Origin of the sequence: Blastomonas sp. (genome assembly GCF_030373265.1) — a bacterium.
GTDB lineage: Bacteria > Pseudomonadota > Alphaproteobacteria > Sphingomonadales > Sphingomonadaceae > Blastomonas.
The window spans coordinates 34,897-47,774 of the sequence record NZ_JAUCZC010000027.1 but is presented as its reverse complement, the minus strand read 5'-3'; the positions used below and the strand labels follow the sequence as shown (position 1 = coordinate 47,774).

Below are 12,878 nucleotides of genomic sequence, written 5' to 3'. Positions count from 1 at the left end.
CGTCGATGAACAGCACCGCGTGCGGCATCTTCTCGAGCTCGGAGACGACCTGCTTGAGGCGCTCCTCGAAGTCGCCGCGATAGCGGGTGCCGGCAAGCAGCGCGCCCATGTCGAGCGAATAGATCACCGCCTTTTCGAGCACTTCGGGCACTTCACCCTCGACGATCTTGCGCGCAAGGCCTTCGGCGATTGCGGTCTTGCCGACGCCGGGATCGCCCACATAGAGCGGATTGTTCTTCGAACGGCGGCACAGAATCTGGATCGTGCGGTCGACCTCGGGACCACGACCGATCAGCGGATCGATCTTGCCGGCCATCGCGCGCGCATTCAGATTGACGGTGAACTGGTCGAGCGCACTGTCCTTCTTCTGCTTGCCAGAGGTGTCCTGCTTTTCTTCCTGCGGTTCCTCAGATCCGCGCGGGCTGCGCTGTTCGACCGCCTGGCCGCCCTTGCCGATGCCGTGGCTGATATAGCTCACCGCATCCAGGCGGCTCATGTCCTGCTGCTGCAGGAAATAGACCGCATAGCTCTCGCGCTCGGAGAACAGCGCGACCAGCACATTGGCGCCGGTGACGACGTCCTTGCCCGAGGACTGGACATGCAGGATCGCGCGCTGGACAACGCGCTGGAAGCCGGAGGTCGGCGCAGGATCGGTCTTTTCGGCAACCTTGAGCGAGTCCAGCTCGTTGTCGAGATAGTGCGTCACAGCATCGCCCAGCTCGCCCAGATCCACACCGCAGGCCTGCATCACTTGCGCGGCATCGGCATCGTCGATCAGCGCGAGCAGCAGGTGCTCCAGCGTGGCATATTCATGGCGGCGGTCGGCGGCATTGTGCAGCGCCTGATGCAGCGTTTTTTCGAGGGATTCGGCAAAGGACGGCATAGCAGCGATACTCCGCGCCGGGCGGGAGGCCCGGTCTTACAGTCAATGTGCCCGGAAAAAGAGCCGGGCCTCTTTGTTCAAGCGCCTCATTGCCATTGCCCCAAATCCACTCCGGGGCGCTTTTCACACATCAATATAGGCGAGTGTCTCGCCAAATCCAGCCGGGCGCAAGCCCAAGCTCAAGAATAATGACAGCAAAGACCATGCCAGATCATTCTGGGCCAGATCATTCCGGGCCAGATCATTCCGGGCCAGATCATTCTGGCCGACGGGCATGCAGCTGCGAGCGCCAGCGCGCCTAGCCCTTGCGGAAGAGCGCCTCGGCGCTGGCGCGGTGCCGGGTGGCAAAGGCCTTGCGCGCTTCGCAGCGTGCAATCTCGGCCTGACACAGCGCGATCCGTGCATCAAGTTCGTCCACGGAATAGGCATCCACGTCCTCGGTGCCCAGTTTCTGGGCAGCATCGGCGCGCAGCCGCGACAGGCTCTCATCGGGTTCCATGGGAGCTTAGTGTTGACCCAGACAGGCTTACTGTCAATATGACCGCGCGCTAATCCGCTGACAGCGCACGAAAACAGGGGGCAAGGGATGTCGGCTCTGGCAACAGCCACAGTGATACCATCAGTCATGCAGGCCATCGACTATGCCGAGCCCGGCGGGCCGGAGGTTCTGGTCGCAGGCGAGATGCCGGTGCCGGTGCCTGCCAAGGGCGAGCTGCTCGTGCGCGTCGCGGCCGCCGGCGTCAACCGGCCCGATGTCATCCAGCGTCAGGGTTTCTATCCGCCGCCGCCCGGCGCCCCGCACGTCCCGGGGCTGGAAATCGCCGGAACCGTGGTGGCGGTCGGCCCCGATACGGATGATGCGATGATCGGCCAGCCGGTCTGCGCTCTGGTCGCTGGCGGCGGCTACGCAGAATACTGCATTGCCCGCACCGACCATTGCCTCACCGTCCCGTCGGGCATTTCGATGGCCGAGGCTGCCGCGCTGCCCGAAACCCTGTTCACCGTGTGGCACAACCTGTTCCAGCGCGCCTATGTCCGCGACGGCGAAACCGTGCTGGTCCACGGCGGCACCAGCGGCATCGGGTCGATGGCGATCAAGCTGGGCAAGCTCTTCGACCTGCATGTCATCGTCACCTGCGGCAGCAACGACAAATGCGACGCAGCGTTGAAGATCGGCGCGGCGCACGCGATCAACTACAAGACGCACGACTTTGTCGAGGAAGTGCAGAAGCTCACCGGTGGCAAGGGCGTGAACGTCGTGCTCGACATGGTCGGCGGCAGCTATTTGCCGCGCAACATGGCGTGCCTTGCCGATGATGGCCGCAATGTCACCATCGCGGTGCAGGGCGGGATGAAGGCGGAGATTTCGGTGCTCGAGATCATGCGCCGCCGGCTGACGCTCACCGGATCGACGCTCCGCCCACGCTCGAACGCCTTCAAGGCCTTGCTTGCCGACGAAATTTCGCGCGAGGTCTGGCCGCTGGTGGCCACCGGCGAACTGTCGCCGATCATCCACAGCCGCTATCCCTTGGCCGAGGCGGCAAAGGCGCATGCGCAGATGGAATCGGGCGACCTGATCGGCAAGATCGTGCTCGAAATCGGCTGATGCGGCCGTCCTGATTTCGCACACAGCACCGCTGTCTGTCACAAACCCGTCATCGCTATGCGATTCCAGATGTCACATTAGACCGCCATTGGCGTGGTCCCGAGGGAAGAGTTTTCCGCACGGGAGCATGAACCGGCATGGCACTGGACGATTTCAGCGAACAGATCAGCGCGCTGATCGGCGCCGATGGCAATAACGGCTTGCCTACCGGCACTTTCGATAACGTTGCGGGGTTTCCCGATGGCCAGCCCTACACCCCGGAGGCCACATCCGAGGCGCGGCGGCGGTATCGCACCGTCTGGATTTCGGACGTCCATCTGGGCACCAAGGGCTGCAATGCCGCGATGCTCATCGATTTTCTCGACCATGTCGACAGCGAGACGATGTATCTGGTCGGCGATATCATCGATGGCTGGCGCCTGAAGAAGAAGTTCTACTGGCCGCCCGCGCATAACGACATCGTCTGGCGCATCCTGAAGCGCGCCAAGCGCGGGACGCGGATCGTGTACATCCCCGGCAACCATGACGAGATGTTCCGCCAGTTCACCGGGCTCAATTTCGGCGGGGTCGAAATTCGCCGGGCGGCGTTCCACGACACCGCCGACGGCCGCCGTCTGATGGTGCTGCACGGCGACGAGTTCGACACAATCATGCTCGCCCACCGCTGGCTCGCGTTCGTCGGCGACACGCTGTACCACGCGCTGATGGGGATGAACTTGTCGGTCAACTGGGTGCGCCAGCGGCTGGGTCTGTCCTATTGGTCGCTGTCCAAGATGGCCAAGCACAAGGTCAAGAACGCGGTCGAGTTCATCTCGCGCTTCGAGGAACTTGTCGCCCGCGCGGCCTCCGAGCGCGGGGTCGACGGGGTGGTGTGCGGACACATCCACACCGCCGAGATCCGCGAGATCAACGGCGTCGCCTATTACAATGACGGCGATTGGGTCGAAGGCTGCACCGCATTGGTCGAGCATTTCGATGGACGGATGGAGGTTCTGCACTGGGCCGACATCATCGCCCAGCGCCAGGCGGCCGAGGCGGACCTCGAGACCGCCAGCGCCCTGCAGCCTCAGGCGGCGTAAGCGAACGGAGGACGGCAGGATGAAGATCGCGATCGTCACCGATGCCTGGGCGCCGCAGGTCAATGGCGTGGTGCGGACCTTGAGCTCGGTCACCGAAAGGCTGCGCGGCCTCGGCCACGACGTGCTGGTGGTCTCGCCCGATCAATATGCCTCGATCCCCTGCCCGTCCTATCCCGAGATCCGGCTCGCGCTGGCGACGCGATACGGCGTGGGCGCGCAGCTCACCGAATTTGCTCCCGATGCGGTGCACATCGCCACCGAAGGTCCGCTGGGCATCGCCGCACGCCGCTTCTGCCTCAACCACGGCCACCCTTTCACCACCGCCTATCACACCCAGTTTCCGGACTATCTCGCGCGGCGCACGGGCTTGCCCGCCGCAATGTTCTGGCCGTTCATCCGCTGGTTTCATGCGCCTGCCGCCAGCATCCTGGTCTCGACCGAAACGGTGCGGCAGCAGCTTCGCGAACAGGGGCTGCATCAGGTGGTCCATTGGGGCCGCGGGGTGGATCTGGCCTGCTTCACGCCGTCTGCGGCGCCTCCCGCGCTTTATGCAGGCCTGCCGCGTCCAATCCAGCTTTATGTCGGCCGCGTTGCGGTGGAAAAGAACATCGAGGCGTTCCTCGCCAGCGACCATCCCGGCAGCAAGGTCGTGGTCGGTGACGGCCCGGCACGCGAAACGCTCGCGCGGGCCTATCCGCACGCGCACTTCGTCGGCGCGCAATCGGGCGAGGCGCTGGCGGGCCATTATGCCGGCGCGGATGTCTTCGTCTTTCCCAGCCGCACCGACACCTTCGGGCTGGTGATGATCGAGGCGATGGCCTGCGGCACACCCGTCGCCGCCTTCCCGGTCTCGGGCCCGCTCGACGTCCTCGGCCCGGCGTCCGGCGTGATGCACGAGGATCTGAAGGAGGCAATTGCCGGCGCGCTGCTGCTCGACCGCAACGGGTGCGCCGAAGCAGGCCGCGGTTTCACATGGGAGGCCAGCACCCGGCAGTTCCTGAGCGCTCTGGTCCCGATTGCCGCGCCCGAAGCGTTGGCCGCCTGACTGCGCCGACAACGAAATAGCATTTGGCAACCGAGCCACTATGCCGTAGATTATAAAAAGGGTCGCCCGCGAAGTGTTTCTTCAAAACGGGGGCGAGTATGATCATCAGACAATTGTTTCGCGTAGCGTTGCCGTGCGCACTCATGGCGGGCGCTGTCGGGGTTGCCGGTTACCAGGCGCTCGAGGCCGCTGATCACTTCGATCCGCCTGCGCGAACGGGCTCGGACACCAACACCGTCGGCTTCGACATTGCCGCCGATATCGCCGATCTCTACGCCTTCCACGACGTCAACAACGTGTATCTCGCGATCGGCTTTGGCGGCCCTTCGGCGACCAACCTGCCCGGATTCTACGATCCCGACGTGCTGTACACGATCAACGTGTCGAACACCGGCACGCGGACCGATATCGAATTTCCGATCGAGATCCGCTTCGGGCGCGATGGCGCGAATCCGGGGATCGAAGTCCGCAACCTGCCCGGCGAAAGCCTGTTGCGCGGCCCGGTGGAACGCAACCTAACGACCAGCAACGGCATCATGGTGCGCGCCGGGGTCTTCGACGATCCGTTCAATTTCGATCCGCAAGGCCTGCGCGATTCGCGTGCCACCGGCAATCTATCGTTCAACAACGCGCGCAACCGGTTTGCCGGGCTCAACTCGACCTTCGTCATCATCGGCATTCCGCGCGGCCTGATCGACCGGGGGCAGCCGCTCGATATCTGGACATCCTCTGCACGGATCAGGAGTTGAGTGTCATGACCAAAACCCCTGCATCGCTCACGCTGGTCTCGCTGCTGGCCCTGTCCGCCCTGGTCGCTGGCTGCGGCAGCAACGATCCCGCGCCCAATCCGGTCGTGGTTCCGCCCGTCGCGGTCGCCCCCACGCCGACACCGACGCCTCCGCCCACCCCGACGCCGACCAGCTTCGATGTCGGGCCATGCCTCAACCAGACGGTCGTCCCCGGCCGGACGGTGGCAAATCTGGTGGTGCCCGATGTTTTGCAGCTCGATCTCAATCAGCCGGCGGGCTTTCCCAATGGCCGCCGCTATCTCGATCCGGTGGTCGATGTGACGCTGGCGGTGATCTTCCTTGATCTGTCGCGCCATCCGGCAACGACCTTCGCCAACCTTCCGGTCAATCCCGCTGCGGTCGATCAGCCGCTGCCGAACACGTTCCCGTTCCTCGCGCCGCCGCTCGGCGCTCCGCCGACATCGGGAGGCGCGGGTACCAACTTCACCTTCCGCAGCGATCTGCCGTCGGCCTATGTGCGGGTCGATCGTGCCGGCATGCCGGCGGTGTCCACCGCGCTGGTGTCGGGCAACCCCAGCAAGAACAGCTATAACGACGACACACCGACGATCGATGCCACCGGCAAATGGGTGCCCGAGCTGTCGAACACGCTCACCATCCTCACCAATGCGCTGGCCGACGACCTCACCCGGTTGGGGCTGAGCGTGTGTGCCCGGCCGCTCAATTGAGATGACCGCATCGCGTACGACCGGGGCGTCGATGATGCCGGCCCTGCTGGCGCTGAAATGGTGGATCCTCGCGGCGCTGGTCATCGGCGCCCTGTGGTTCACCGCGCGCATCGGCACCGATGACGCGGTGCCCGCGGCCTATGACTGGGGCGATTCGCCGTTTTCGGGCAATGGTCCGCCGCGCACCTATTCCGAAGCGATCAAACGATCAGGCCTGGGGATCGCCAACGCGCGCTCGGCGGCGCAGGCGGCCCCGGACCAGTGGCTGATGCACGAGATCCACGCCAGCGAGCAGCTGGCGCGGGCGCAGCTTTCGGGATCCTATGATGATTATGCCGCAGCCCAGCAGGCGCTGGATGCCGCCTTCAAGGTCGCGGTCAAGGGCAGCGGCCCGCACATAATGCAGGCCTCGCTCGATTTCAGCATGCATCGGCTCGCGCGGGCACAGGCCCAGCTAGCGGCGATCGATGGCTATGCGGTGCCCCCCGATCCGGGCGACCGCGCCGAGATGGCCGCCATCCGCGGCGACATCGCGTTCTATCGCGGCGATTATCCGGCGGCGTTGGCGGACTACGATAAGGCCGACGCTCTCGTCCCCGGTTCGGCGAGCTTTCGCCGCGCGATCTTCGCCGCGCGCACCGGCGATGTCGATCAGGCCGACGCCTATCTGGCCGAGGCCGAACGTGGCTATCGCTCGCCCTCGCCGCAGACCCGCTCCTATATGGCGCTCCAGCGCGGCATCCTCGACCTCGATCGCGGCCGCCTCAATGACGCAATGGCGCATTTCCGCGAGGCCGACACGCTGTTTCCCGGCCGCTGGCTGATCGAGGAGCATATCGCGGAGGTCCTGAACCTGCAGGGCAAGCCCGCGCAGGCCGAAGCGCTCTACCGCGACATCGTGCGCCGCACCGGCCACCCCGAATTCATCGACGCCCTCGCGGGCATCGCCGAAACACGCGGCGACAAGGCCGAAGCCCGTCGCCTCTATGCCCGTTCGTGGACAATCTGGTCCAGAAGGCTCACCCAGTTTCCCGAAGCCACTTATGGCCACGCGATCGATCATTGCGTCGCCAAGGGCGACTGGCCCTGCGCCTTGCGACTGGCGCAGCGCAACCACGAAGCGCGCCCTTATGGCGAGGCCAAAATCGCGCTGGCTCGCGCGCTGCTGGGCAACGGACGCGCGCGCGAGGCACAGGCGATGATCGAGCAGGTGCTGGCATCACGCTGGCGCACCCCCGATCTGCACAGCACGGCCGCGGACGTCTTCGAGGCGAACGGGCTCGCCGAGAAAGCAGCTGAGCAACGCCGCCGCGCACGCGCGATGAACGCGCTGGCGTGAGCCCCCTCGGCAGCCTTGGCGTTACCCCCGCAGATTAAATGCGCCGTTGCCGGCCTCGCTTGGCACCGTGCTTGCTCCCGGGGCAACTTTGGCATATACGCTGACCGTTATTCGGCCACCCCGCGAGGGGTGGCCATATTTTTTGGAGAAACGCGCATGTCTTCCAACCCCCAGCCGTTGATGCCGCACGCCACCGCATCCTGGATGGTCGACAACACCGGCCTCAGCTTCGAACAGATTGCCGATTTCTGCGGCCTGCATATTCTGGAAGTCCAGGCGATGGCCGACGACCTCGCCAGCTCCAAGTACACCGGACGCGATCCGGTGCGCGCGGGCGAGCTGCTGCTCAGCGAAATCGAAAAGGGCCAGGAAGATCCCGAATACCGGCTGAAGATCCAGGCCGGCCCGGCGCAGGTCCGCCGCACCAAGGGTCCGCGCTATACGCCGGTCTCCAAGCGCCAGGACAAGCCCGACGGCATTGCCTGGATCCTGCGCAACCACCCGGAAATCTCCGATGCGCAGGTCGGCAAGCTGATCGGCACCACCCGCAACACCATCGCCGCGATCCGCGACCGCAGCCACTGGAACATCTCGAACATCCAGCCCAAGGACCCAGTCACTTTGGGCCTGTGCTCGCAGCGCGAACTCGATGCGATCGTCGCCAAGGCCGCCAAGAAGGCCGGCATCACCGAGGAAGCCCCCACCGACACCCGCCTGGGCGGTGACCGCGAGGCGCTGATCGAGGAACTGCGCGCCGAGCGGACGGCTGCGAACAAGGCCGCCGAAGACGCCGCGCGCGAAGCGGAGATCGAATCGGCTCTGCTGGGCGGCTCGGAAGGTGAGCCCGAAGGCGACAAGGCCTGATGGACGATCAGGCCCGCGACGGACTGCCGGCCCGCAGCGGGCCGCCTGCCTATGATGCTTCGCTGGCCGATCACGGCCTGGAAGCCAAGGAATTCCGGGGCCTGACCTACCCGCTCGGCGACCACGCACCGGGCTATGGCGAGTATTTCGCGATCCAGCCCGGTCTGGGCTGGACGCGGCTGCCGGTGCCCGGCTCGCTCGATCACATCAACATCTGGCTGCTCGACGATACCGACGAGCAGGGTGATGGCGTCGCGATCGTCGATACCGGGCTGTACATGCCGGCATCGACCGATGCCTGGAAGACATTGTTCGCCGAAGGCCTGCAGGGCCGGCGGGTCACCCGCGTGCTGGTCACCCATTTCCACCCCGATCATGTCGGCGCTGCCGGTTGGCTGTGCCGCCGGTTTGGCGTGGGCTTGTGGATGAATCGCACCGAATGGCTGATGGCACGGATGCTGACATCGGACGTGCGGGCCGAACCTCCCGCAGAGGCGCTCGACCAGATGCGGATGGCGGGTTGGGACGACGGACGGGTCGAGCAGATGCGGCTCAAGGGTTGGGGCAATTTCGCGCGGATGGTCTCCGAAGTGCCGATCAGCCATACTCGGCTCGACGACGGTGCGGACGTCGCCATCGGCGAACGCACATGGACGGTGATGACCGGTGGCGGGCACACGCCCGAACACGCCTGTCTGGTCGACCGCGCAGGCCAGGTGGTGATCGCGGGCGACCAGATCCTGCCGCGGATCACCTCCAACGTTTCGGTGATGACCAGCGAACCCTATGCCGATCCGTTGCGCGAATGGCTCGACAGCATCGCCAAGTTCAGGGCGGCGCTGACCGGCGACGAACTGATCCTGCCCGCGCACGGCTTTCCGTTCACCGGTGTGCATGCGCGGCTCGATGCGCTGCGCGACGGGCATCTCGACCGGTTGAACGTGCTCGAGGCAGCGCTGAAGCAGCAGGACATGCGCGCGGTCGACACCTTCGGCATCCTGTTTGCCCGTGAGGTCGACGATAGCGTCTATGGCATCGCCACCGGTGAGGCGCTGGCGCATCTGCGCTATCTCGAATGCGCAGGCCGCGCGACCTGCATTATGCGCGATGGCGTCGGCTGGTATTCAGCCTGAGCGGTATCCGCTTTCGGCTTCCGCCATATAATCCCGCGTGATCGGCAGCGCGTGGCGGCTGCGCGCGAACTGCACCTGATAGTTGCACATCCCGCCATGTTCGAACGCCGCGGTCGCGCCTGCCAGATAGAAGGTCCACATCCGGAAGAAGCGCGCATCGTACAGCGCCTCGATCTCGGCCTGCTTGGCCAACGTGCGCTGGTACCATTCCCGCAACGTGTGCGCATAATGCAGCCGCAGCGTCTCGACATCGGTGGCGATCAGCCGTGACGGTTCGCTGGCGCGCACGATCTCGCTCAAGGCCGGGATGTAGCCGCCCGGGAAGATATACTTGGTGGTGAAGGCATCGGTGCTGCCCGGCCCGCCCATCCGGCCGATGGTGTGCAGCAGCATCACGCCATCATCTGCCAGCAAGTTACGGCAATGGCGGAAGAAGGTCTCGAACTGCGGCCTGCCGACATGCTCGAACATGCCCACCGAGACGATCCGGTCGAAACTGCCCGTCAGCGCGCGATAATCGATCAGTTCGAACCGGACGCGATCCGCCACGCCTGCGGCCTCGGCACGCGCGCGCGCGACCTTGAGCTGCTCGGTAGACAGCGTGATGCCCAGCACATCGACATCGGCGACCCGGTGGAGATACAGCGCCATGCCCCCCCAGCCACAGCCGATATCGAGCACGCTCTGGCCGGGCCGCAAGGCGAGCTTGGCGGCGATATGCGCCTTCTTGTCGCCCTGCGCCTGTTCCAGGCTGTTGGCCGGATCGGTGAAATAGGCGCAGCTGTATTGCTTGTCGGCATCCAGAAACAGGTCGTACAAGCGGTCATCGAGGTCATAGTGGTGGGCCACGTTGCGCTGCGAGCGGCTGGCATCATTCAGCTGGCCAATACGTCCGGCAATCGCCTTCACCGTCCGCCGCAATGGCCCGCGGGGCTTGAGATCGCCGCCCTTCTCCCAAGGCGCGTTGGCGCGGATCAACGCGATCAGGTCCATGATATCGCCGCGCTCGATGATCAGACGGCCATCCATATACGCCTCGCCCGCGCCCAGCCGGGGTCGCAGCGCAATGAACCGCGCGACATCTGCGTCGGCGAGCCGCACCGCGATGTCGGGAAAGCCCGAAGTGGGGGTGCCGAAGGTGCGCGTCGCACCCTTGTGATCGGTCAGTTGCAGCGTGCCGTGGCGCACAAGCCTACCGAGAAAAGTATCAATCAATGCCATGACGGGGCCGGTTATGGCTCAATCCGGAGTCAGATTCCAGCATACCATTCATAATCGGCAGCATCCTCCCAATAGCCGCCGCCGCCGCCATAGCTCAGGCGGTAGTCAGCCACCGCCTCGATCCGGCGGACATATTTGGCGTGCTTGTAGCCGAGCTGCCGCTCCACCCGCAGCCGCAACGGGGCGCCATTGCCGATCGGCAGCAGTTCGCCGTTGAGCGCCCAAGCCATCATCGTCTGCGGATGGCGCGCATCGATCATGTCGATGCTCTCGTAATAGGGGCCCGCGCGCAGGGTATCGGCGCAATGGAAGACCAGATAGCGCGCCGACGGCTTGACCGCGACCGTGTCGAGCAGGACGCTCAGGTTCACCCCGGTCCACTGGCCGATCGCGCTCCAGCCCTCGACACAGTCGTGCCGGGTGATCTGGGTTTGGCGCGGCATCGACCGGATCTGGCCGAGCGCAAAGCGGGTGGGTTTTTCGACCAGACCGTCGATGGCCAGCGTCCAGTCGGCAAACCCCGTCGCCGCCTGACGCGTGTAGTCTGAATCAGCCGGGATGCGCGTTCCGTTGGCCGGCACCGATCGGCCGATGTCGCGCGGCGCATATTCGCGCGCCAGGGCTTCGCGGCCCAGCATCGCGCGCTGGACCACCATGTTGCCGGTCTCTGCCAGGCGAAGCGTCTCGCGCCAGCCAGGGTTGGCGTTGAGCGCGTCGCATCCGGTGAGCAGCCCGCCTGCCGCCAGCCCGAGCGAGCCGACCAGAGCGCGGCGAGTGAGGATCGACGAGGGGGCCTTGTCGGTCATCGTCTGGCTCCAATCGTCATCCCGCGCAGCAGCGTCAGCGGCCGGTGCAGCAGCACCAGCAGCACGTGCACCAGCAGGAACCCCAGCAGTCCAAACGCGATGATGAAGTGCAGCGATCGCGCCGACTGCCGCCCGCCGAACAGCATGCTGGGCCAGTGCAACGCGGCATCGGCCCCCGGCGACATCGCAAGGCCGGTGACGATCATCAGCGGCAATGCGATGAAGATCACCGCGATATAGCTCAGTTTCTGGAGCGGGTTATAGGCCTCACCCGGGGCAGAGTGGAATTTCAGGCGGACGTGATCGACAACGGTCGACCACAAATGCTGCGGCCGCCACTCAGCCCTGCGCATCGCGATCATCTTGCGGATATGCCCATTGAACAGGCTCCGAACCATGAACGCCAGCAGTCCGAAGGAGAATATCCACGCGAAGAAGAAATGCCAGTGCCGGGCGTCGGCCAGATTATAGTCGGTGGGGACCGTCGCCCATCCCGGAAAGGCGCGGTTGCGCGGCGTTCCATCGGGATCGCGATACCGCCCCAACACCCCGGTGGTGTCGATCCTTTGTCCGCTGATCGCCAGATACCCCTGCGCGCCCTGGGCCCCGATGGCGAGCCATGCGGGCTCGTCGCGATTGCCATATTCGCCCCAGTACAGCCGCGGGTGCGCGTTGAAGATCATCAGCCCCGACATGAACAACGTGACGAGGCAGACGAGGTTGATCCAGTGCCACAGCCGGGTGGTCAGCGCATGGCTGTGCGCAGGGTCTTCCGCAGCCTTGGCGGGCGAGGATACGGGATCGGCAGGATCCATCGTGGCAATCATGCCCGTCATTCGCAGCGAGCGCCTTCTGGGTTACAAGGAGGGAGCAGTCAGGTTTCCAACCGATGTGCAGATAGACCATGAAAGGCCCGCTGTCATGCCCTCCACCGCCTCCGTCATCACGCTATCCCCCGATCCGCTGGGCGCCTACGCCATTTCACCCGGCTGGAAAGCGGGCGGCCTGCTGTTCCTTTCGGGCCAGGCGGCGATCGACGAACAGGGCGCGATCGTTGGAGAAGGCGACTTCGACGCGCAGCTCGAGGCGACGTTCGCCGCGATCGATCGCGTGCTGGCGGCGGGGGGCAGCGACAGGAGCCGGATCATCAAGGTGACGATCTACCTCACCGACATGGCCAACTTCCCCAAGATCGTCGAGGCACGGCGGCGCTATTTCACGCCGCCCTGGCCTGCGGACACGATCGTCGAAGTCCGCGCGCTGGCGCTGCCCGAACTGATGGTCGAGATCGATGTGATCGCTTTGGCGAGCGATGGTTGATGCAGACGCGAGGCAGGATACCGCGGCAATCATTCGCTTGTGGTTTTCGTGAATAAGCCAGTATCATTCTGCGTGGGGAGGGCCGCGGGTGACATTGACAGCGCA

14 protein-coding genes are annotated in these 12,878 nt (G+C 65.0%); 9 read left to right on the top strand and 5 right to left on the bottom strand.

From position 1 onward, the window contains the following. On the bottom strand, window positions 1–883 hold an 883-nt coding region (locus tag QUV11_RS14385), incomplete at its 3' end, for a Clp protease N-terminal domain-containing protein (RefSeq protein ID WP_300883585.1). A 298-nt stretch (window positions 884–1,181) separates the two neighbouring features. Further along, window positions 1,182–1,382 (bottom strand): DUF1192 domain-containing protein, encoded by a 201-nt coding sequence (locus tag QUV11_RS14380; RefSeq protein WP_300883584.1) that lies wholly within the window; start codon window positions 1,380–1,382, stop codon window positions 1,182–1,184. Window positions 1,383–1,508: 126 nt separating this feature from the next. Here QUV11_RS14380 and QUV11_RS14375 point away from each other — a divergent pair, with 126 nt between their 5' ends. The 8 genes from QUV11_RS14375 (at window position 1,509) to QUV11_RS14340 (ending at window position 9,426) form a co-directional block, all read left to right on the top strand. Further along, window positions 1,509–2,489: an NAD(P)H-quinone oxidoreductase gene (locus QUV11_RS14375; RefSeq protein ID WP_300883583.1), complete on the top strand. Its 981-nt coding sequence runs from the start codon at window positions 1,509–1,511 to the stop codon at window positions 2,487–2,489. A gap of 137 nt (window positions 2,490–2,626) precedes the next feature. Then, complete coding sequence (locus tag QUV11_RS14370) at window positions 2,627–3,568, top strand: UDP-2,3-diacylglucosamine diphosphatase (protein ID WP_300883582.1); 942 nt, start codon at window positions 2,627–2,629, stop codon at window positions 3,566–3,568. Between the two features lie 19 nt (window positions 3,569–3,587). Further along, the gene (locus tag QUV11_RS14365) at window positions 3,588–4,613 is read left to right on the top strand and encodes a glycosyltransferase family 1 protein (protein WP_300883581.1); all 1,026 of its coding nucleotides are present in this window, start codon (window positions 3,588–3,590) and stop codon (window positions 4,611–4,613) included. Between the two features lie 98 nt (window positions 4,614–4,711). Then, window positions 4,712–5,362 (top strand): hypothetical protein, encoded by a 651-nt coding sequence (locus QUV11_RS14360; RefSeq protein ID WP_300883580.1) that lies wholly within the window; start codon window positions 4,712–4,714, stop codon window positions 5,360–5,362. A 5-nt stretch (window positions 5,363–5,367) separates the two neighbouring features. Next, entirely contained in the window at window positions 5,368–6,090 is a 723-nt protein-coding gene (locus tag QUV11_RS14355; protein ID WP_300883579.1) for a DUF4331 family protein, read from the top strand. Window position 6,091: 1 nt separating this feature from the next. Beyond that, on the top strand, window positions 6,092–7,429 hold the full coding sequence (locus QUV11_RS14350; protein ID WP_300883578.1) for a hypothetical protein: 1,338 nt from the start codon (window positions 6,092–6,094) through the stop codon (window positions 7,427–7,429). A 156-nt stretch (window positions 7,430–7,585) separates the two neighbouring features. Next, window positions 7,586–8,293, top strand: coding sequence for a DUF1013 domain-containing protein (locus tag QUV11_RS14345; RefSeq protein WP_300883577.1), 708 nt, complete (start codon window positions 7,586–7,588; stop codon window positions 8,291–8,293). After that, window positions 8,293–9,426, top strand: a complete 1,134-nt coding sequence (locus tag QUV11_RS14340; RefSeq protein WP_300883576.1) for an MBL fold metallo-hydrolase — start codon at window positions 8,293–8,295, stop codon at window positions 9,424–9,426. The genes QUV11_RS14345 and QUV11_RS14340 overlap by 1 nt, the downstream gene beginning before the upstream one ends. Here QUV11_RS14340 and QUV11_RS14335 read toward each other — a convergent pair. Genes QUV11_RS14335 through QUV11_RS14325 form a run of 3 tightly spaced genes read right to left on the bottom strand, consistent with a single transcriptional unit; the run spans window position 9,418 to window position 12,289 of the window. Then, window positions 9,418–10,647 (bottom strand): cyclopropane-fatty-acyl-phospholipid synthase family protein, encoded by a 1,230-nt coding sequence (locus QUV11_RS14335; protein WP_300883575.1) that lies wholly within the window; start codon window positions 10,645–10,647, stop codon window positions 9,418–9,420. The two genes, QUV11_RS14340 and QUV11_RS14335, sit on opposite strands and share 9 nt — an antisense overlap. Window positions 10,648–10,676: 29 nt before the next feature. Beyond that, window positions 10,677–11,453, bottom strand: a complete 777-nt coding sequence (locus QUV11_RS14330; RefSeq protein ID WP_300883574.1) for a molybdopterin-dependent oxidoreductase — start codon at window positions 11,451–11,453, stop codon at window positions 10,677–10,679. Continuing rightward, window positions 11,450–12,289, bottom strand: a complete 840-nt coding sequence (locus QUV11_RS14325) for a cytochrome b/b6 domain-containing protein (RefSeq protein ID WP_300883573.1) — start codon at window positions 12,287–12,289, stop codon at window positions 11,450–11,452. Before QUV11_RS14325 ends, QUV11_RS14330 begins: the two co-directional genes overlap by 4 nt. An 85-nt stretch (window positions 12,290–12,374) precedes the next feature. Between QUV11_RS14325 and QUV11_RS14320 the strand changes: the two genes are divergently transcribed. Next, the gene (locus QUV11_RS14320; protein WP_300883572.1) at window positions 12,375–12,773 is read left to right on the top strand and encodes a RidA family protein; all 399 of its coding nucleotides are present in this window, start codon (window positions 12,375–12,377) and stop codon (window positions 12,771–12,773) included. Window positions 12,774–12,878: the final 105 nt, after the last annotated feature.

Coding starts and splice junctions, on each gene's coding strand:
- QUV11_RS14380 (WP_300883584.1), bottom strand. CDS start 1,382: ATGGAACCCGATGAGAGCCTGTCGCGGCTGCGCGCCGATGCTGCCCAG.
- QUV11_RS14375 (WP_300883583.1), top strand. CDS start 1,509: ATGCAGGCCATCGACTATGCCGAGCCCGGCGGGCCGGAGGTTCTGGTC.
- QUV11_RS14370 (WP_300883582.1), top strand. CDS start 2,627: ATGGCACTGGACGATTTCAGCGAACAGATCAGCGCGCTGATCGGCGCC.
- QUV11_RS14365 (WP_300883581.1), top strand. CDS start 3,588: ATGAAGATCGCGATCGTCACCGATGCCTGGGCGCCGCAGGTCAATGGC.
- QUV11_RS14360 (WP_300883580.1), top strand. CDS start 4,712: ATGATCATCAGACAATTGTTTCGCGTAGCGTTGCCGTGCGCACTCATG.
- QUV11_RS14355 (WP_300883579.1), top strand. CDS start 5,368: ATGACCAAAACCCCTGCATCGCTCACGCTGGTCTCGCTGCTGGCCCTG.
- QUV11_RS14350 (WP_300883578.1), top strand. CDS start 6,092: ATGACCGCATCGCGTACGACCGGGGCGTCGATGATGCCGGCCCTGCTG.
- QUV11_RS14345 (WP_300883577.1), top strand. CDS start 7,586: ATGTCTTCCAACCCCCAGCCGTTGATGCCGCACGCCACCGCATCCTGG.
- QUV11_RS14340 (WP_300883576.1), top strand. CDS start 8,293: ATGGACGATCAGGCCCGCGACGGACTGCCGGCCCGCAGCGGGCCGCCT.
- QUV11_RS14335 (WP_300883575.1), bottom strand. CDS start 10,647: ATGGCATTGATTGATACTTTTCTCGGTAGGCTTGTGCGCCACGGCACG.
- QUV11_RS14330 (WP_300883574.1), bottom strand. CDS start 11,453: ATGACCGACAAGGCCCCCTCGTCGATCCTCACTCGCCGCGCTCTGGTC.
- QUV11_RS14325 (WP_300883573.1), bottom strand. CDS start 12,289: ATGACGGGCATGATTGCCACGATGGATCCTGCCGATCCCGTATCCTCG.
- QUV11_RS14320 (WP_300883572.1), top strand. CDS start 12,375: ATGCCCTCCACCGCCTCCGTCATCACGCTATCCCCCGATCCGCTGGGC.